The sequence below is a fragment of the Polynucleobacter sp. HIN5 genome, assembly GCF_030297555.1.
GTDB lineage: Bacteria > Pseudomonadota > Gammaproteobacteria > Burkholderiales > Burkholderiaceae > Polynucleobacter.
The window spans coordinates 1,658,645-1,677,719 of the sequence record NZ_AP028136.1; the positions used below are offsets into that span (position 1 = coordinate 1,658,645).

21 protein-coding genes and 1 tRNA gene are annotated in these 19,075 nt (G+C 44.6%); 9 read left to right on the forward strand and 13 right to left on the reverse strand.

Features of this window, described 5'->3' with window-relative positions:
* Nucleotides 1–190: 190 nt before the first annotated feature.
* Nucleotides 191–550 (reverse strand): DMT family protein, encoded by a 360-nt coding sequence (locus QUE61_RS08335; protein WP_286306767.1) that lies wholly within the window; start codon nt 548–550, stop codon nt 191–193.
* A 332-nt stretch (nt 551–882) separates the two neighbouring features.
* On the opposite strand from QUE61_RS08335, the gene QUE61_RS08340 reads away from it, so the two are divergent.
* Nucleotides 883–1,146, forward strand: a complete 264-nt coding sequence (locus QUE61_RS08340) for a hypothetical protein (protein WP_286306768.1) — start codon at nt 883–885, stop codon at nt 1,144–1,146.
* On the opposite strand, the gene QUE61_RS08345 is transcribed toward QUE61_RS08340, so the two are convergent.
* The 4 genes from QUE61_RS08345 to QUE61_RS08360 form a co-directional block, all read right to left on the reverse strand.
* The gene (locus tag QUE61_RS08345) at nt 1,147–1,326 is read right to left on the reverse strand and encodes a hypothetical protein (protein ID WP_286306769.1); all 180 of its coding nucleotides are present in this window, start codon (nt 1,324–1,326) and stop codon (nt 1,147–1,149) included. It lies immediately after the preceding gene.
* A gap of 16 nt (nt 1,327–1,342) precedes the next feature.
* Nucleotides 1,343–1,762 carry a DUF2452 domain-containing protein gene (locus tag QUE61_RS08350; RefSeq protein WP_286226660.1) on the reverse strand — a complete coding sequence of 140 codons (420 nt, stop codon included), beginning with the start codon at nt 1,760–1,762 and terminating at the stop codon, nt 1,343–1,345.
* Between the two features lie 160 nt (nt 1,763–1,922).
* Nucleotides 1,923–2,699, reverse strand: a complete 777-nt coding sequence (locus QUE61_RS08355; protein ID WP_286306770.1) for a ferredoxin--NADP reductase — start codon at nt 2,697–2,699, stop codon at nt 1,923–1,925.
* 54 nt (nt 2,700–2,753) lie between these two features.
* Entirely contained in the window at nt 2,754–3,842 is a 1,089-nt protein-coding gene (locus QUE61_RS08360) for an alkene reductase (protein WP_286306771.1), read from the reverse strand.
* A 63-nt stretch (nt 3,843–3,905) separates the two neighbouring features.
* Between QUE61_RS08360 and QUE61_RS08365 the strand changes: the two genes are divergently transcribed.
* From QUE61_RS08365 to modA, 3 genes are read left to right on the forward strand one after another with little or no spacing between them, the layout of a single operon-like run.
* The gene (locus QUE61_RS08365; protein WP_286306772.1) at nt 3,906–4,106 is read left to right on the forward strand and encodes a hypothetical protein; all 201 of its coding nucleotides are present in this window, start codon (nt 3,906–3,908) and stop codon (nt 4,104–4,106) included.
* A gap of 7 nt (nt 4,107–4,113) precedes the next feature.
* A complete protein-coding gene (locus QUE61_RS08370; RefSeq protein WP_286306773.1) occupies nt 4,114–4,554 on the forward strand; it encodes a hypothetical protein in 441 nt (146 codons plus the stop codon).
* Nucleotides 4,551–5,306, forward strand: coding sequence for a molybdate ABC transporter substrate-binding protein (gene modA / locus QUE61_RS08375; protein ID WP_286306774.1), 756 nt, complete (start codon nt 4,551–4,553; stop codon nt 5,304–5,306). The genes QUE61_RS08370 and modA overlap by 4 nt, the downstream gene beginning before the upstream one ends.
* Before the next feature lie 610 nt (nt 5,307–5,916).
* On the opposite strand, the gene QUE61_RS08380 is transcribed toward modA, so the two are convergent.
* Together QUE61_RS08380 and QUE61_RS08385 are read right to left on the reverse strand one after the other, a co-directional pair.
* Complete coding sequence (locus QUE61_RS08380; protein WP_286306775.1) at nt 5,917–6,762, reverse strand: GGDEF domain-containing protein; 846 nt, start codon at nt 6,760–6,762, stop codon at nt 5,917–5,919.
* A complete protein-coding gene (locus QUE61_RS08385; RefSeq protein WP_286306776.1) occupies nt 6,762–7,943 on the reverse strand; it encodes an HD-GYP domain-containing protein in 1,182 nt (393 codons plus the stop codon). The genes QUE61_RS08380 and QUE61_RS08385 overlap by 1 nt, the downstream gene beginning before the upstream one ends.
* Before the next feature lie 147 nt (nt 7,944–8,090).
* Between QUE61_RS08385 and QUE61_RS08390 the strand changes: the two genes are divergently transcribed.
* The 3 genes from QUE61_RS08390 to QUE61_RS08400 are packed head-to-tail and all read left to right on the forward strand — an operon-like array spanning nt 8,091 to nt 10,841.
* Nucleotides 8,091–9,395, forward strand: coding sequence for a glycosyltransferase family 2 protein (locus tag QUE61_RS08390; RefSeq protein WP_286306777.1), 1,305 nt, complete (start codon nt 8,091–8,093; stop codon nt 9,393–9,395).
* Nucleotides 9,392–10,330 (forward strand): hypothetical protein, encoded by a 939-nt coding sequence (locus QUE61_RS08395; protein ID WP_286306778.1) that lies wholly within the window; start codon nt 9,392–9,394, stop codon nt 10,328–10,330. Before QUE61_RS08390 ends, QUE61_RS08395 begins: the two co-directional genes overlap by 4 nt.
* 16 nt (nt 10,331–10,346) lie before the next feature.
* Nucleotides 10,347–10,841 carry a hypothetical protein gene (locus QUE61_RS08400; protein WP_286306779.1) on the forward strand — a complete coding sequence of 165 codons (495 nt, stop codon included), beginning with the start codon at nt 10,347–10,349 and terminating at the stop codon, nt 10,839–10,841.
* 284 nt (nt 10,842–11,125) lie between these two features.
* Here the strand turns inward: QUE61_RS08400 and QUE61_RS08405 are convergent, their stop codons facing one another.
* On the reverse strand, nt 11,126–11,440 hold the full coding sequence (locus QUE61_RS08405; protein ID WP_286306780.1) for a DUF1840 domain-containing protein: 315 nt from the start codon (nt 11,438–11,440) through the stop codon (nt 11,126–11,128).
* Nucleotides 11,441–11,643: 203 nt separating this feature from the next.
* On the reverse strand, nt 11,644–13,953 hold the full coding sequence (locus QUE61_RS08410) for a heavy metal translocating P-type ATPase (protein WP_286306781.1): 2,310 nt from the start codon (nt 13,951–13,953) through the stop codon (nt 11,644–11,646).
* 384 nt (nt 13,954–14,337) lie between these two features.
* Here QUE61_RS08410 and QUE61_RS08415 point away from each other — a divergent pair.
* Both QUE61_RS08415 and QUE61_RS08420 read left to right on the forward strand, forming a co-directional pair.
* Nucleotides 14,338–14,414, forward strand: a tRNA-Met gene (locus QUE61_RS08415).
* A 62-nt stretch (nt 14,415–14,476) separates the two neighbouring features.
* Nucleotides 14,477–14,623 (forward strand): hypothetical protein, encoded by a 147-nt coding sequence (locus tag QUE61_RS08420; protein WP_286306782.1) that lies wholly within the window; start codon nt 14,477–14,479, stop codon nt 14,621–14,623.
* A 118-nt stretch (nt 14,624–14,741) separates the two neighbouring features.
* Here QUE61_RS08420 and QUE61_RS08425 read toward each other — a convergent pair whose 3' ends face one another.
* Genes QUE61_RS08425 through QUE61_RS08440 form a run of 4 tightly spaced genes read right to left on the reverse strand, consistent with a single transcriptional unit; the run spans nt 14,742 to nt 18,948 of the window.
* Nucleotides 14,742–15,995, reverse strand: a complete 1,254-nt coding sequence (locus QUE61_RS08425) for a Coenzyme F420 hydrogenase/dehydrogenase, beta subunit C-terminal domain (RefSeq protein ID WP_286306783.1) — start codon at nt 15,993–15,995, stop codon at nt 14,742–14,744.
* Nucleotides 15,985–17,310 (reverse strand): TRAP transporter large permease, encoded by a 1,326-nt coding sequence (locus tag QUE61_RS08430; RefSeq protein WP_286306784.1) that lies wholly within the window; start codon nt 17,308–17,310, stop codon nt 15,985–15,987. Before QUE61_RS08430 ends, QUE61_RS08425 begins: the two co-directional genes overlap by 11 nt.
* The gene (locus QUE61_RS08435; protein WP_286306785.1) at nt 17,303–17,827 is read right to left on the reverse strand and encodes a TRAP transporter small permease subunit; all 525 of its coding nucleotides are present in this window, start codon (nt 17,825–17,827) and stop codon (nt 17,303–17,305) included. The genes QUE61_RS08430 and QUE61_RS08435 overlap by 8 nt, the downstream gene beginning before the upstream one ends.
* 20 nt (nt 17,828–17,847) lie before the next feature.
* Nucleotides 17,848–18,948, reverse strand: coding sequence for a TRAP transporter substrate-binding protein (locus QUE61_RS08440; protein ID WP_286306786.1), 1,101 nt, complete (start codon nt 18,946–18,948; stop codon nt 17,848–17,850).
* Nucleotides 18,949–19,075: the final 127 nt, after the last annotated feature.

Sequence of the window (19,075 nt, forward strand, 5' to 3'; positions counted from 1 at the left end):
ATCAGGAAGTAACTAATGATCCCGATGGTAAATACAGTCGCATCTTGAGAATCAAAATATATTAATAAGCCAATAATGGTGATTCCGACGGTAACGCAACTGAGTATGGTTTTTAAAAACATGGCTCCTCCAGTAATCGATAAATAAGTATAAGAGTGATTTAGGAATTGGAATAGTACCCAACGACCCCTTAAGCCCGGAACATGAAATACACGGCGCCCAGTAAACACAGCCCCGCCCACAGGTAATCGGTCTTAAATGGCTCCCCCATATAAAAAATCGCAAAGGGTATGAATACGCTCAGGGTAATCACTTCTTGGGCTATTTTTAATTGGCCCAAAGAGAAATACTCGTAGCCGATTCGATTGGCAGGGACTTGCAAAACGTACTCAAAAAATGCGATTCCCCAACTAACAAAGACAGCAATCCACCAGGGTTTGGCACTTAAGTCTTTCAAGTGGGCATACCACGCAAAGGTCATGAATACATTCGATAGAATCAGTAGCCCAATAAATGAAAAGGGGCCGGTTAGGGAGCTTAATGTTGGCATTGGAGAGATCTCAATGTTATAAAACCTTCACTTTACTAAAACCATCTGACTTTTTGATCTAGCGCAAAGTGGCCTGTTCATCTCTTGCTAGACTGAGATCAACTCGAGGTAAAGATGCGACTTATATTATTTTGTGAGCAAACGGGTGCTCGTTTAGATCCCAGGCAATCGGCTACCGTTTGCGCTGCCCAAAACCGCTGTGACTTGGATACGAACTGCCCTTTGATGTCCAAGCCATCAGAACCGAATCAATCGGCAAGGGTTTTACTTCCCGTCGACAATTCATCTTAAGAAAAAACTGTTTACACTCTTCCCAACAGGAGAGGTCGCCCATGCGAATGGTTTTGTATCTTTTGATTGCCTTAATACCCATTGGGATGGTTTATTCACGCCTTTTGGATCAATCAAAATTGCGGGATTTTTTTATTGCCATCTCGTACCTAAGCATGATGGCATGGGCACTTTTCTTGGCGCTGGTTTTGGAGATGTTATTTCGGATTCCCCTGAAGTACTCCGTTGCAATTTTGGCAATTGTGATGGCCTATGCCCACTTTCGGACCATCTCCTACCTGCATAAAAAGCGTCAAGGGAACTAATTAAGCCTGATCGTTTTTACTCGCAAGCTTGACTTGCATGGCCTCGTCTTGAGGCTCATCAAGATTTAATGGCATATGTACCATTTTTTCGCCATCCCACTTTTGGCCACACCAGCACTCTCCAGCGTCATTAATAATGCAAACACCGGATCCGCAACAACGGCTATCCGACTTTTTCATATCTCACCCCGTTGATTTAGTCTTCCACTACTTCCCAAGTGCTGTCGCCCAACTTACGAACGACCTGGCAAAAGGACCAGCCTGCTGGGACACCACAACTCCACTCGCTTGGAGCGTTTTGAACCAAACGATAAGAGCCGACGCTTTCATCCTGATACAAATAATATTTTTTGCCATAGACCGGGCTGAAACTAAACTTAGCCGCATGAACCATTTCGGTTGCATCTAAACGCGCTTGTAGCGCTTTCGCTTGACGCATCAAAACGGCTGCTTGCTCCATGATGCGTTCATATTCTTGATTAGCATGCGCCCGAGCGATATTGATGGCCTTATCTTTTTCCTCGCGAATGGGAACCGGCGCAAATTTAGGTGCACCCACCTCCATGGGGTACTCAATAGCGTTATGACGGGCTGGATCGGTATCTTCAATGCGCATAATCACTGAATTTTAGTGGTTTATCACCAAAATCACAGAGCCCAACTTAGGGTTTTTAATTACTGATAAATCTGTATAGTGAAATTGACAGCCTTGCTCTTAAATGGAGGCTGATTTATTTCCTTTGAATTTAAGCCCCGCAAGGGGCTTCTTTTTTGGACTACTTCTCGACAAAAGCCCGCTCGAAGACATAGTCGCCCAACTCTCCAGAGGATGGAGAGACCTTAAAGCCCCGTTGATCCAATAACTCACTGGTTTCTTTCAGCATTCCCGGGCTGCCACAGATCATGGCGCGATCCACTGCGGGATCCAATGGGGGCAATCCAATATCGGTAAATAGTTTTCCAGATTCAATCGCGGTAGTTAATCGACCCGTATGCGAATAGGCCTCGCGTGTCACGGTGGGGTAGTAAATCAGTTGATTGCGGACCAACTCGCCCAAAAACTCATCATTGGGTAATTCGTTTGTGAGGTACTCTTGATAGGCAAGCTCACTCACTACGCGTACGCCATGAACTAAAACAATTTTCTCAAACCGCTCATAGGTATCTGGATCGCGAATAATGCTCAAAAACGGAGCCAAGCCGGTTCCCGTACTAAATAAATACAAATGCTTTCCCGGGTTAAGATCATCAATCACCAAGGTACCAACCGATTTCTCACTCACAAGAATAGGGTCACCTACCTGAATGTGCTGTAGTCGCGAAGTTAATGGGCCATTGGGTACTTTGATACTAAAGAACTCCAAATGCTCCTCATAGTTCGGACTCACCACACTATAGGCGCGAGCCAATGGCTTGCCATCCACCTCAAGGCCGATCATTAAGAAATGGCCGTTTCGAAAGCGTAGTCCACGATTTCGGGTGGTTGTAAAACTAAATAAACTTTCGTTCCAGTGTTTGACAGAGAGTACGCGCTCTGTTTGATAGGTAGCCATAACTATTCGGGTGTTCGCATATAAGAATCAATCCATCCATTGTAATGAATGGACTTATAGCGCTGGATAATCGGTATAACCCTTTTCATTGCCACCATAGAACGTGGCGCGCTGATAGGGATTTAATGGAGCGTTTAACTCAAAGCGTTTTGGTAAATCTGGGTTCGCAATAAATAGTCTGCCAAATGCAATCGCATCAGCCTCGCCATCGGCAATCGCTTTCTCAGCACTAGCTTGGTCAAAGCCGCCAGCCAATACTACCTTCCCGGTAAATAAAGAACGAAATAGTTGACCTGTGCGAGGCGCATCAGCCACCAGCTGATCATTGCCGCCTGCAGTCGTTGCGCGCGGTTCAATCAAATGCAGATACGACAGATTGAATGGATTGAGTGCGTTAATCAAATAGGCAAATAAACCTTTCGGATCGGAATCAGCAATATCGTTGAATGTGCCATAAGGCGATAAACGAATTCCGACACGACCACTACCCCAAATAGGAATGATGGCCTCTAGTATTTCCAACACTAACTTGCAGCGATTGGCAATCGAGCCACCGTACACATCGGTACGCCGATTGGTACGATCTTGTAAAAACTGGTCTAACAAATAACCATTGGCTGCATGCAATTCCACACCATCAAATCCAGCGGCTTTAGCCTGCTGGGCAGCGTGCACATAGTCAGCTTTTAGTTTCTCAATTTCATCAAGCGTTAAGGCTCTTGGTTTTTCATACTCGGCCAAGGACCAAGATGCGGTATAGACCTTGCCTGCTGGCTGTATTGCTGAGGGAGCGACTGGCAAGCCTTCATCCGGATGAAGTGAGGAGTGAGAGATGCGTCCAACATGCCATAACTGCAAAACGATTTTGCCGCCCCGCGCATGCACTGCATCGGTCACAGTCCGCCATGCAGCCACTTGCGCATCACTATAAATTCCAGGGGTTGCTGGATAGCCTTTACCCAATGGCGAAATCTGCGTTGCTTCACTAATGATGAGGCCAGCAGAGGCACGCTGCGCATAGTACTCGGCTGCCAATGGTCCTGGTACCCCATCATCGCTCGCGCGCATCCGGGTTAGGGGTGCCATCAGGATTCGGTTTTCAAGAGAGAGTAAGCCAAGCGTGACGGGGGTGAATAAATTCATTGCCAACCTTTATTAAGTTCCATGTAAAGTGTGGATTTTATAGGCTATCCATATAATTTTCTGATGAACACCACAGCGAAATTTCAGGCGGGCGATCAATTAATCCATTTGAAATCAGGTGGACTCTATCGTGTGATTGGTCTGGGTAAGATTGAAGCTAATCTCGAAGATGTATATATCTATGAGGCGATGCGCAACCAAACGCTATGGGTCAGACCCAAGGCAGAGATGGAAGATGGTCGCTTTGTAAAGCAACTCGGATGACGATTCGATGTTTTTAGAAGAACATGATTTACAAACTTCCACCAAGATCGACACCTTGGAAGCAAAGTACCGCGAGATTGACGCATTTACGCGTCAACTGTTTGCCGATATGGATGAGGCAGAACGGACCCAGCATGAAGCCATCAAGCGTCGCTTTGGGGACCTCAAAATGACTCTGTTTCAAAACTCAGACCACATCTTGAGTCAGGCCAACCATCCTGATTCAGGGTCTGCCCAAAAGGCACTTCGCGAAGCACAACTCAATATGATGTTCGATTGGGAACAATTTGGGCTTACAGAGGATATGTTTTTCAAGTTATATCAATGCCACCGTAATCAACTGATTGGTGATGCCGATCTGAAAGCCCGAGCTACTTTAATCGAACAGATATTGACTATTGAAATCAATCTCACCTTGCTCTTCAAAATCCGTCAGCTGACTCCATGAGCCTTCGTAAAATCCTACTAATCCTTTCTTGTTCTCTCTTTGCTGGGCTTACACACGCTCAGGCGACATTTGTCGTCGTCGCTGCCAATATGAAAGATGCGTTCTCTGAGATTCAGAATCAGTTCCAGAAAGAAAACAAGGGTGAATTAAAGGTCATCTATGGCTCCTCCGGAAACTTTGCCTCACAAATCATGAACGGCGCTCCGTTTCATTTGTTTATCTCCGCGGACGAGCAATACCCCCTTGAATTATTCAAAAAAGGTAAAACGATAAACGAAGGGACCGTCTATGCCATCGGAAAATTAGCGCTGATTACAAATAAAGGTAAAGGAATTGCTCTAGATGGCTCCAGAGGAAAAATGGCAGATGCCATTAAGAAAGCAAACAAGATTGCTCTGGCAAAGCCTGAACTCGCACCGTATGGTCGGGCTAGTGTTGAGTATTTAAAAGCCAATAATCTTTGGGAGCTGGCGAACTCGAAGATTGTGTATGCCGACAATATTGCGATGGCAGCAATGTTTGTAACGACAGGCTCTGCTGACATCGGCTTTACAGCCCTCTCTATCGCCAAATCATCAGCCCTTGCCAGACAGATCTCCTCTGTTGAACTAAACGATGGCTATCAACCAATTAAACAAAGGATGGTATTAATTAAAAATCCTACTCCAGATGCAATACGGCTCTACGAGTTTATGCAAGCGCCCAAAGCAAAAGAGATATTGATGGCCCACGGTTATCAAATTGCACAGTAATCGCAATAATTGGCTTGTTTTGCTACAATTCTCAGTTCGGCGAATTAGCTCAGCTGGTTAGAGCGACGGAATCATAAGCTCGAAGTTTCTGAAAAATCCTCAATCGTTTCAAAGACATAACGAAACCACAAAAGTTGGTGTGTGCACATTGTGCGACACACTAGACTACACACACCTTGGAGGCCTTATGAATAAAGGCTGGCCAGTTAGACACACGGAGTCCACGAGAAAATGTGCGGTGATTATAAAAAAATAGATAACTTGAATTTGAAAGTGTCGTTTTAAACGACACCATTTTTACTATGCCTCTCAGCTCATCAGCACTAAGCGCAATCCGTGGTCACTTAATCTCTAAAACCCATTGATTTTGAATCAAACGACGTATTTCTAGACCTGTAGTCAAAAATCACCAGGGGTTGGGAAAAAGTAGTTAAGGCTTGATTTTTTATTTACTGAGTTTTGTTGATGCCGAATTAATTTCAGCCGCTTATGATTATTCTGTTTGCGTTTCAAGTCTTGTAGCATCATCAACAATGCGATTTAGAGGCATAATCTTTAATTATGCTAGCTTCATATGATTTATGGATTAAATGGAGTTGAATTTACTATTTTAAGGAATGGGTTGGGCCTCTTTCCAAATGTAACTCTGATTTCTTCCTAACTGTTTAGCTTGGTACATAGCCAAATCAGCTTGCTGAAAATATTTATTTGCTAAGTCCTTATGGATGAAATCAAGCTCTTGTTCGGGATCGAAAATAGAAATTCCACTACTGATTGTGATTTTTATTGGCTCATGATTGACGCGTGCTATGTCGTGATCCTGTAATGCTTTACGAAGACGCTCAGTAATTTCAAGAGCATCAGCTTCATTGGTAGCTGGCAGGATTACCAAAAACTCCTCACCACCAACCCGGCCTAAGATATCAACATCACGCAATCCCTTTTGATAGAAAGCGACTAAATTTTTTAGCACAACATCTCCAACCAAATGCCCATAGCGATCATTTACAAACTTGAAGTGGTCAATGTCAATCAGGACTAGCGCCAATGGCTGGTGATTACGAAAACTACGACTGATCTCTTGCTCCAAGCGATGAAAGGTTTCTTGGCGTCTTAAGGCACCTGTCATAGCATCTGTTTTGGCATCAAGCTCGAAAATATGACTTTGATCTACCAACGATGTGTAGCTCCGAATCATGTAATACATGCCGAGCATAATGAGTGCTGAAATCACTACTGCCTTTATGGCATCAATCTCATTAAAAATCTTACCTTCTAAAGGCGACACCAAAGGATGTATTCGTGTTAACACCATCATCAAAAATCCCAACATTAAAAATAAACAGGGGATTCGGTAAATGGTTGCTTTGCGAAAAAGCTGAAAAGAAAAATAAACCGCTATTATCTGAAACAATAAAGATATGACATACAAATTTACGACGATGTTATGTGTCATTAGGTTGATGCCATTATTTTTTGAAATTCATCTTGTTCAAGCAGTTGGCATGCCGCCTCACAGATAGCCGGATCTAAAGTTTTACCCGCCTCAGCCTTAACTTGAAGGATTGCTTTTTCCAATCCTAAACCAGGACGATATGGTCGATGAGAGGATATCGCCTCAATCGTGTCAGCAACAGCTAATATTTTCGCCTCCGGGATAATTGAGTCTCCAGATAATTTATTAGGGTAGCCACTTCCGTCAAGGCGCTCATGGTGCTGATAAACCGCTTGTGCAATCGGCCATGTAAATGGAATATCTTTGAGTATGTTGTATCCGGTCTTTGGATGCTCTTTGATTAAAGTCATCTCTATCTCAGTGAGCATTGAGGGCTTTGTTAAAATTTCGGCAGGCGTAGCAATCTTCCCGATATCATGAACTAGTGCAGCAAGATATAGTCCTTTTATTCTCTTTTCCCCCCAACCCAATTTTCTTGCAATTGCTTGGGATAGTAAGGCGACCTTTTTTTGATGTCCTGCTGTATAGGGGTCTCGCCATTCCATTGTTTTTGAGATTGCCTCAATGGTTGCATTTAAGGAATCAACTAATTGAGTATTTAATTGTTCGCGCTTGGTGATTTCTTCATCAAGCAGGCGTTGCTTTTCAATAGCCGCGAGTCCAAAGCCAATCTCTTTAGCCAAACTCGCAAATAATTGAACCTCAATCTCACTAAACGCATTTGGCAGATTGGCATAGACCGTAAGCGCACCAATTGCTTGGGGTTCATGGTTTTTAATTGGAACAGCAATCACTGAGCGAATGCCATATAGTTTAGAGCGCTCTCGCCAAGGTAAAAAGCGAGGGTCATTCTCAGAATCCGCAATCAAAACAGGCAAACTGGTTTGAATACAAAGACCGGTGGGTCCCTGTCCTGCTGATGTGTCAGGCGACCATTTCACATCAATTCCCTTGGCGTAATCTGCTGCTGCGCCATGCGTACCGATTACCTGAACGGTTTTTAGATCGTCATGCATAGCCAGACCAACCCAAGCCAGTATATAAGGTGATTGATTAACGATTGCGTTACAAACACCTTCGATGAGCTCATCCCGGTTGTTCGAGCGAACTAAAGCAGAGGATGCCTTCGCGTACGCAAGTAGCGCCCAGTTTTGCTTCTGCAGTTCATTAAGACTTTCCAATGCTTGACTACCTATTGATTGGATTAAAGGTCAATGATACGCCGGAAACTACTAATTTCGATGGATAAGTCAATCAAAATCGCCATACATGCGTAATTAAGTCAGGCTCTTGTATAATGACCCAGAGCAGCGTGTTAACCTGAATTCATGGCTTATCTAACAATCAAAGCCAAATACGTGATCTGCCTCATGGCGGCACTTGCCTGGATGGTAATCTCGATTTGGTTATCACTACCGTGGTATCAAGATCTTTCTCAGGTTATTGGCTGGCCACTCGCTATTTTCTTTATCTCATTTATTGCCATTATTCCGGGCTATATGAATGCGTTTGTGATTAGCTCCTTGCTGCTTGATAAGCGCCCACCTATCTTACAGGAACAGCACTACCCTCCCATTACGATTTTGATTGCAGCCTATAACGAGGCTTCTGACATTGCAACGACACTGAATAGTATTTTTCAAGAGGACTATCCCAATGCGGTTCATGTCATTGTGATTAATGATGGCTCCCGAGATGATACGGCTACTATCGTGAGTCGGTTTAAGCCCGATCATCCCCAGCTCCAGTTGATTGATTTACAAAAAAATGGGGGGAAAGCCAATGCGCTCAATCGTGGGCTAAAGGAATGCACGACAGATATTGTGATCACAATTGATGCAGACTCCTACTTATTAAAAGATGCATTGCGTCACCTCGTGGGACGCTACTTGTCGGATCCTAGCAACACTCGCGCAGTTGCTGGCGAAATCTTGATTCGGAATTCACGGGAGAACTGGATTACTAAAGCACAGGAATGGGATTACTTTTTAGGGATCGCTTCGATAAAGCGGGTTCAGTCACTATTTCAGGGAACCTTAGTCGCACAGGGCGCTTTTTCACTCTATGACCGTAAGACTGTTGAGGCCCTTGGAGGCTGGCCCGATAAGGTGGGCGAAGATATTGTGCTGACCTGGAAAATATTGCTTGCAGGCTACCGCGTAGGGCATGCCGAGAATGCCTGCGCATTCACAACCTGTCCCAATACCTTAATGAAATTTGTGAATCAACGTCGACGCTGGTCGCGAGGTTTGATTGAGTCCTTTAAAGAAAATTGGCCCATTCTTTTTAAAGCACAGAAAAATACGATTTACATTTGGTGGAACACCCTCTTCCCAATCATTGATGTGGCCTACACCTTTGGCTTTATTCCTGGATTAATCCTTGCTGGCTTCGGTATTTACTGGATTGTAGGTCCGATGACCATTGCCTTAATTCCGATGGCATTTCTACTCAATATTGTGATGTACAACCGTAGTAAAGCCATGTTTGTTCAAGAAAATCTTCATATCCGAAAAAACTATCTTGGTTTCATTTTCTATGTTTTGGCCTATGGCATGGTGTTGCAACCGGCCTGTGTTTGGGGATATGTCAGCGAGATTTTTAATCTTCGTAAGCACTGGGGCACCAAATGATCAGACTGCTTGGCGGATTCATCCTATTGCTCCTAACAACGCAGGTTGGCGCTCAAGATGCAACTCTCAAGCCAAAACATGCCATATCAATTCCAGAAGTGTATGTATCGTCCGATAGTGAGGGCTTTTTAACTCATAAGTACAAAGCTAGCATCTATCCTCTATATCAGAATGCCGAAAACTACACTGGACTGCAATACCAACACAATTACTTTAGTCAAAGTAATTGGAACTCTACTGCCGAGCAATATACGTTAGTAACCAAGAAAATTAATCCACGCAACGGTCTCGGTTATAACCTCAATCTTGGCTATAACTTGGAGGGTGGCTATAAATTGCTGACGACTGACAGCAATTACTCCACTATGCTTACCGACACCACACGGGCAGAAATCATGGTGTTTCGGGATCGGGTGGAAACCCAGAACTCTCTCACGAATGGGATTTACTACACCATGGGTGGAGCCAGTATTGAACAGCAAGTCATGGAACGGCTAAGTATTGTATTGTTCGGAGGCAATCTCTACTTCTCAGACACCAACACTCGCCCCACCCTGCGTGCCAGAATCATTTATGACCTCATTCCCGATTACGGCATTACAGCGCAGTTGCGCTACCGTCAGTATCGCGATACGAATACCAATGTCGCGAATAACTACTTCAACCCAGATAGTTATAACGAATCCATGTTGGCCTTAGGGATGCGTCAGCGTATCCAAGGCTGGATGATCAATGGCACTGCTGGTGTAGGGCAGCAAAGCATTGATCAAGGCCCCAGTACAACTACACAACTCTATGAGTTAGCGCTCACGAGCCCTGTCAATGCGAATGATGTATTCTTACGAACAAAAGCAGGATATGGTAAATCAGCGGGCTTTTTGGGCCCCAATTATTTTTACCGCTACTTTATGGCTGAACTGATTTTCCCTTTTTAGGAATAGTAGCGAGACAATGAACGACGATATTGAAAAAATCTATGCCAAATTAGTGGCACATGAAACTGAGATCATTAACCTGCGCAAAGGCTACATGATCGTTAATGAGCGCTATACCAAAGCACTTGCCTCTCTGAAAGAACTGACCAGCAGTGCTGCTGAAGCTGCCAAGAAAGCTTGCTTAGCAGCTGAAAATGCCAGAGGCGCGACCGAGCGCTGTGCTAATGCCGCTAGAGAGGCAGCCAGTCAATCGGTCATTGCTGCGGCTGAAGCGGCGGCCGAGGCTGCCAAGTTTTCGGCAGAGGCGGCTATTCAAGCAGCCGCTGCTGCATCTTCTGCCGCTGCTGCAGCGGCGGCAGCAGTCGCGCACCAGGCAGAGGCCTCATCACTTCAGGCATCCGCTGAGGCAGCCTCAGCAACAAAACGTGCGGCTGAAGCAGCAGCTGAGGCAGTCAAGCTGGCTAACCTGGCATCCGACTCTGCAAAATATGCCCACAACCAGAAACCTTGAGCGATCGTTTTTAAAATCGTTTCAAAGACATAGCACCACCACCAGAATAGGTGCTTTACACACTGTGCATCACACTTGATTACACACAACTTGGAAGCCTTATGGCTAAGGGCTGACGAGTTAATCTTACGGAGTCAATGAGAAAATGTGCTGCGATTGTATGCACAAAATTATCGATGACTCTACGAAGAATTGTCGTTTTAAACGACATTTAATTACTTAAAAATTGGCCTTCAGTAGGAAAGGGCCTGTAACTAACTTTTCAATACTCAAACTACTAACTATTAATCCACACCCCAAACAACTGGTTCATGATCCTTGAGAGCTTGACGTAAAAGCATCAAAAATGGATATGCCCTTCGCCCTAACGGATCTTCAGAGGCTGGCTGAACTTCCTCGTCAGAATTAGAGGCCTCGGATGCGCTATTTTGTTCAGTGTCGATGACCGCTTCTAAGCGGGCGATATACGTTGGGATTTGCTCCGGAAGAAAAATACCTTTATTTTCAAATGGACGCTCAATCGCATTAAAAATAGATTGTGTTAAGTCATCTAGCATGATGACGGGGGCAGCATTTTTTGTCCGAAATTTGTGAATCATATACCTAGCTTACCATTATTAATTAAAGTTGGTTCAGAATTTGGTAACCACAAATTGATCGTTTGAAACGATATGGTGAAAAGCTCACGGATGGGATATTCCCTTGGTTGAGCTTGGCTTGGACGGAATAGGCTGAGGCCGAGGTTGCCCTATCGTTGACTGCCACAATATATTGAGTTTCGACTTAATAAGCACTTTCATGATCATTCTCCTCTTAAACGCAATGCATTTCCAATTACTGAGGCTGAACTCATACTCATAGCAAAGGCCGCAATCATTGGTGATAGCAGCCAACCTGTCAAAGGGTAAAGAAGCCCAGCCGCTATTGGTATACCAAATGAGTTATATAGGAATGCAAAGCTTAAGTTCTGTTTCATGTTTCTAACAGTAGCTTCTGATAGGGAACGAGCAACTGCAATACCCCGTAAATCACCTTTGACCAATGTAATGTGGGCGCTATTAATGGCTACATCAGTACCGGTACCCATCGCAATACCAACATTTGCCTTAGCTAAAGCGGGAGCATCATTAATACCATCACCTGCCATTGCAACAATACAACCTTCATTCTGTAAACGTGTCACCAACTCCAGCTTATCCATGGGCTTCACTTCACCATAGACCTCCTTGATTCCAAGGCGCCCCCCTACTGATTTTGCAGTGGTTAAACCATCACCGGTAGCCATCACAATATGTAGACCGGCATCTCTGAGACTCTGCAAGGCTTCTGCACTAGTTGCTTTAATCGGATCAGAAACCACTAGTAAGCCAGCCAGGTCCCCATTAATCGCTAGGTGCATTACGCTAGTGCCCTCAGATCGCAATTGTTCTGCCTGCATTGCTAAGCTAGTAACCGATACCCCTAACTTCTCCATTAAGCTTGCATTGCCAAGAGCTAAATTTAGTGTGCCAATGCTGCCCTTCACCCCAATGCCTGAAATCGATTCAAAGTGATCGGGCTTATCTAGCATCAGCTGGCGCTCTTTTGCCACACGCACAATGGCATTGGCAAGAGGATGTTCGCTTCCTTGATCAAGACTGGCCGCCAATCTCAAAATCTCATCATTCTCAAATCCAGGATTAGCGACCACTTGTTCAAATATTGGCTTTCCTTCGGTTAGAGTGCCTGTTTTATCAATAATCAAGGTAGTGACCTTGCGCAAGTTTTCAATTGCGGCGGCATCACGAAATAAAATTCCTTTACTTGCCCCTTTACCCGTGGCTACCATAATCGACATAGGCGTAGCTAGTCCCAAGGCGCACGGACAGGCAATAATCAAGACGGATACGGCGTTGATTAGTCCAAATACCCAGCTAGGATCTGGGCCAAAGAATCCCCATGCAAAAAATGAAATTAATGCGACCAACACCACTACAAAGACAAAATATCCGGCAACCACATCAGCCATTCTTTGCATTGGAGCTCGGGATCGCTGTGCTTGAGTAACCATTTGAACAATTTGTGCCAAAACTGTAGAAGACCCAACCCGTTCTGCCTTAATAATTAGAGCTCCATTAGTATTCATCGTGGCACCAATCACTTTATCACCCACTTTTTTGCTCACAGGCAATGGCTCGCCAGTGAGCATGGACTCGTCGATGGCGCTAGAGCCTTCCATAATGAGTCCATCAACTGGAACTTTTTCTCCCGGACGCACTCGTAAAGAATCGCCAATATGAACCCTTTCTAGGGGAATGTCTTCCTCGACTCCAGCGGCCCTAATTCTTCTAGCTGTCTTGGGCGCCAACCCCAATAAAGACTTAATTGCCGCAGAAGTTTGTGAGCGCGCTTTCAGTTCTAGTATTTGCCCAAGTAATGTTAAGGAAATAATGACAGCAGACGCTTCAAAATACACACCTATTCTGCCCATCGACATAAATGATGCAGGAAATAATTGGGGTGCAATGGTTGCGACGACGCTATACATAAAAGCGGCGCTGGTACCAAGCCCAATTAAGGTCCACATATTGGGACTACGATTCTTAATAGAATCGATGCCCCTCTGAAAAAAGGGCCAACCAGCCCAAAGTACGATCGGCAGAGTAAGAAATAACTCCGCCCACGTTTGGGTACGCATAACCATTAAATTGAGTTGATGCCCAAACATAGCCAAGGCGGTGACCGCGATTGTTAATGGCAAAGTCCACCAAAAGCGTCTTTGAAAACTGAAGAGCTCAGGATTATCGTCTTCCCCTAACTCTGGTATTAATGGCTCCAAGGACATGCCACAAAGAGAGCAACTGCCTGGATGATCCTGCTGAATCTCAGGATGCATTGGACAGGTGTATATGGCTCTGGCCACGGGCTTGGTAATTAGTAAGCCACCCAAACCCTTATCTAGATAATTATTTGGTAAACGAATGAATTTTTCTTTACAGCCATTGCTGCAAAAGTAATACATCAACTCGTTAAGGAAATAACTGTGTCTAGACTCACTTGTCACGGTCATGCCACAAACCGGGTCTTTTAAATTACTGAGCGCATCGGCATGTTGGCAATTGCTATCAACCATGTAAATCCTTATTTTTCAATCTACGTGATACTTAATCACTACAACTACTTCGCCTGATTACTTTTTACTGAAAAATATATATTTGCTCAAAGCAACAATTGAAAGGATTAGGGCAATCAAAACCAAAATACCAACAAACCCCATCCCGCCCATCATCGAACCATCCATCATCTGATACATTTAGACCTCCGATCAAAAGAACCACCTCTTTCATCCTACGCCTATAAACAAAGAGGGTCTACATAAATCCTCCGAATTGCCAAATTAATGGTTTAGATGCTAAATGTCGTTTTAAACGACAAATTCCATAACCTCACGGATGAGATATTTCCCAGTTTGAGCTTGGCTGGCTCTTGAGGCCTTTTACCTTATAATCCTCAGTTCGGCGAATTAGCTCAGCTGGTTAGAGCGACGGAATCATAATCCGCAGGTCCGGGGTTCAAATCCCTGATTCGCCACCAAATTCTGCCCTCAGCTAGTCTGGGGGCTTTGTTTTTGGATCGTTTATTGGTAAGGTATATCGATGATTTCTAGAACGTGGTGGATGATCTTTGGATTTATTGCCCTAGGTTTGGGCTTTTATATGTACATTCGGGATAAAGATCTCATTGGTATTGTGATTGCTGTCTTAATATTACTTGGTGCTTTTTCTACTAAACCCAAAAAATAGTTTGTTATGGATTCAAAAACACAACGAGAGCGCGATGAAGCGGTTAAACGCAAATATATTTACAAGCCCGTCTTCATTATTTTTGGCATCCTGAATCTCTTAATCATTGCCCTATTTGTTATTTCTCTTTAGTTGTATTCTTCACTTCATCTTTGATTTCACTGGTATTTGCGACTAGCCCGTAAGGTTTGACGAGTTGCCAAACATGATTGGGCACCATGTTTTTCATCTTCTTTGGCAACTCTCTGCGCAGGTGTAATACCGTTTCAATCGCTTTCATCTCAACCCGTGCTCTTGCAAACTCTAAGCCTCGAGGTCCAATCTTAGGCATGAGCCACCCGACGATCGGTCTTAACCAATTGGGCATCTGACGCAGTGGTAAACCACCAGCAGCTAACTCAACGTTTTTCATAAACCCTCTAACAGGGCTTGCACGATTACCAGCACTTTCTGGTTCAGTAAGTTTTATTTGATTACCTAACAGCTTGAGTAACTCTTCTCCCTGGTGATTGCGCACAATTAACCATTGCTCCCCAGAGCCGCCCATGTAGCCAACTGTGATATCCGAAAGGGTATTGGTGTAATCCACGCAGGTTCTGCACGTCAATGGGAAAAAGTCGGGTCTGAGTTTGGATAATGGCAACATCAAAAATGGAATTGTTTTATTTCGTCCATCTCGATAACGCAACTCCACATGGTAGTCGGCCCTGAACTCTAAATACGTGATTTCTTCTGGGCTCTCATCAATCAGTTGTAAAAACTCATGAAAGTTCTCCGTGCTGGTGTTGTCTGAACAGGGCGTACCGATCACATAGAGTTTCTTTAGGTTTAATTCCTTTTCTAAAGCCCTCAAGGCATAGACCTGACATGGGATTCCAATGACTCCTAGCCGTTGGTAATTTCTCTCTTTGGCCACATCCAGAAGAGCCAGAAGCGGGGCGTATCCCATCCGCATACCCCGAGCTTGATGGAGCTCTTGAGGATCTGTAATTAGGACTGGCATTGGTCGCCAACGATCATCCGGATCCGGTGCCATGGTCAAAATGGCATCAACTAAATCATTTTTTAGGAGTTGATTAGCAATCGAAGTGGTAATTCCGGTCCACTGCGCTCCGGCTAGTGGCTCACGCATACTTGCGCGGTACATCTTGCGATAGACTCCAAAGAAGAGTTGATCGCCGCTGAATACTCGCGTTTTTCCATGAATTGCTTGTTCAAGAGATTCGTATTGAGGGTCAATAAACTGACAAGCGCGACCACAACGTTTTGGGTCGGAGGAACGTGAAATTCCGCAATCGGTACAAAGCTCTCGCTCGGGCGCATCGCCCGAGTATGAGAGTGATTCAATGCTAATTACTTTTTTACCATCCAATTAACTTAGGCAACCATAGCGAGATTTGAGGGAACTGGAACACTAAGTATAGTGTGACGCCCTGCATCGCAATGAACGGTATAGCTCCTTTATAAAGATGTTTAATTAATACCTCGGGTGGCGCAACTCCTTTGAGATAAAAGAGAGCCCAACCAAATGGAGGGGTTAAGAAGGAGGATTGCAAACACACCGTGATCATCATGGCTACCCAAACCGGATCAGCGCCTTGAGATAACAAAATTGGCATAAATAGTGGAACGGCAATATAACTAATCTCAATCCACTCTAAGAAAAATCCCAAGACAAAAATTAGCAACAGCATCAGCCAAATATCACTATTGAGTCCACCTGGTACAACATTAAATAGTTTGGCAATCAGCTCTTCGCCATTGAGACCCCTAAAGGCCAAAGAAAAGACTTGGGCACAAATCAAAATGAACATCATGAGAGCACTAATTTTGGTGGTATCGACCATCGTTGCCTTTAGGCGCTCCCACGTTAAACGTCCAGAGAATGCGGTCACAAGGATCGCACCAAATGAACCCATTGCGGCTGCTTCGGTGGGCGCAGCAACGCCACCAACGATGGAGCCCAATACAGCGACCACCAACATAATGGGCGGCACAACTACTTTCCAGAATCGAACCCAAAGCTCTTTGCCTGAAACTTTGCTACGTTCCTCAATCGGAATCGGCGGCATGAGCTCGGGCTGCATCCATCCACGAATAAGCAAATAAATAATGTAGACAACCGTTAATAACAAACCGGGCATTACTGCTGCGGCAAATAAAGTACCAACCGATAACTGCAAAATGTCCGAGAGCAGAATGAGGATCAAACTGGGAGGAATAATTTGACCCAAGGTTCCGGACGCCATAATCGTGCCGCAAGCAATACCTTTGTCATAGCCTCGACGTAACAAGGTCGGCAAAGTTAGCAGGCCTAGCGTAATAATGGTAGCGCCCACAATTCCGGTGGTAGCACCCATCAAGGCCCCAAAGAGAATGATGCCAACGGCCATGCCGCCCTTTACGCCCCCAGCTAGATGGCCAATTACATCGAGCAAATCATCAGCAAGCCTTGATTTCTCAAGCATGATTCCCATAAAGATAAAAAGTGGGATCGCTAGCCATTGATAGCCACCGACCACTCCAAAGACGCGGGCTGGTAGCAGATTAAATAGGGTGTCACCAAAACCGATGAAACCAAATACGAATCCAACGGTTGCCAATGAAATTGCGACGGGCACCCCGATCATCAACATGACAAAAAATCCGCCCAACATCAAAAAGGCAACAATTTCAGGATTAAACATGCTGACCTCCACGATTGGCAGGCCGATTGAGATAAACCCGAATCGTTTCTGCAATCCCTTGAAGAGCAAGTAAGCTAAAACCAAATGGAATTAAGCCTTTGATGAACCAGCGAGCTGGAATACCACCCGGATCAGGAGACTTCTCGCCAATTGAGTAGGATTGGCCTACGTATCCAATGGATAGTTTTATAAAAAACAATGCAATTAATACGGTCAATACGGCTGAGAGCATATCGACAATATATTTTTTTTGCGGTGAGTAGTTTGCATAAAACAAATCGACTCGAACGTTATCGCCCCGTAATAGAGCGTAACTCATACCGAATAAAATCATGGCCGCTAACAAATGCCACTCCAATTCCTGAGCCCATACACTTCCAAGACTCATGGAATAACGCAAGATCACATTGATCACAATTAAAAGAACAATTGACAAGGTGAGCCATGAGGCCACCTTGCCAAAAATGTCGATTATGCTTTCAATGCGTTCAGCAATAACTACTGATGCTTTCTGCATTTGAAACCTTTACGTATAAATTAACCGCGAACTTTAGTGTGATAAGTTGCTTCACTATAAGCGGCCCACGCATCGTATTTCTTCTTATAAGCAAAATAAGAATCGTGGACTTTCTTCGTCATCGGGTCCTTGGCTGCCTCTTCATTTAAGATCTTCGTGGTCTCTTCACGCATTGCCTTAATCACTGAGTCTGGTAATGGCAAAGCTTGAACGCCTTGATTCTTAACCAAGTCTTCCATCGCATCGGCATTGTTTTTCTGACACCATGCCTCACCAATCACATTACAAGCGGCTGAGGCATTCTTCACAACCTCTTGTAAATCTTTGGGCAACTTCATCCATGCGGCTTTATTAATCAGCAACTCAGATGTGGTTGCAGGTTCGTGCCAGCCTGTGGTGTAGTAAAACTTTGCAGCCTTTTGTAAGCCAAGTCGACGGTCCTGGAATGGGCCTACGAACTCAGCAGCATCGATCACACCGCGCTCGAGTGCTGGAAAAATCTCGCCACCTGGAAGAACCTTAACGTCAACGCCTAATTTGGCATAAACCTTGCCTGCCAAGCCAGGAATGCGCATTTTCAAGCCCTTCAGATCGGCAACCGTATTGATCTTTTTCTTAAACCAACCAGTCATCTGTACGCCGGTATTACCGCAAGGCATGGCCACCATACCAAATGGGTTATAAACCTCATTCCATAAATCAATACCACCGCCGTCGTAGAACCAGCCGTTCATCCCTTGGAAGTTCAAACCAAAAGGTACGGCGGTGAAGTACTGAGCAGCAAATGTTTTACCGGTCCAGAAATAACTATTGGCGTGATTCATTTCAACGGTACCTGCGCGTACCGCATCAAACCCCTCAAAAGCTGGAATCAATTCACCGGCTCCAAAGACCTGAATCTTCAAACGACCGCCTGACATTTCCAGAATGCGTTTAGCTAAATCAGTAGCGCTACCTGGACCATCCATATAAAACGGCGCGCCTTTCGGATAGGCACTCGTCATTTTCCAATTAAACGTTTGTGCTGACTGAGCCTTTACAATGGCAGGCGCAGCAAGAGCCGCACCAGCAACCCCGGCTCCAATACTGGTACTTAAAAATTTGCGACGACTTGAACTCATTTGTTTTCTCCTTATTTATAGAAATCTCAAACAACATATGGCGATGAAATGAAGTACTCAATCCAAGCGATTTGCCAGAATCCATGTATCGATTTCATTAATCAATGTACAGGGAAAATACCGATGC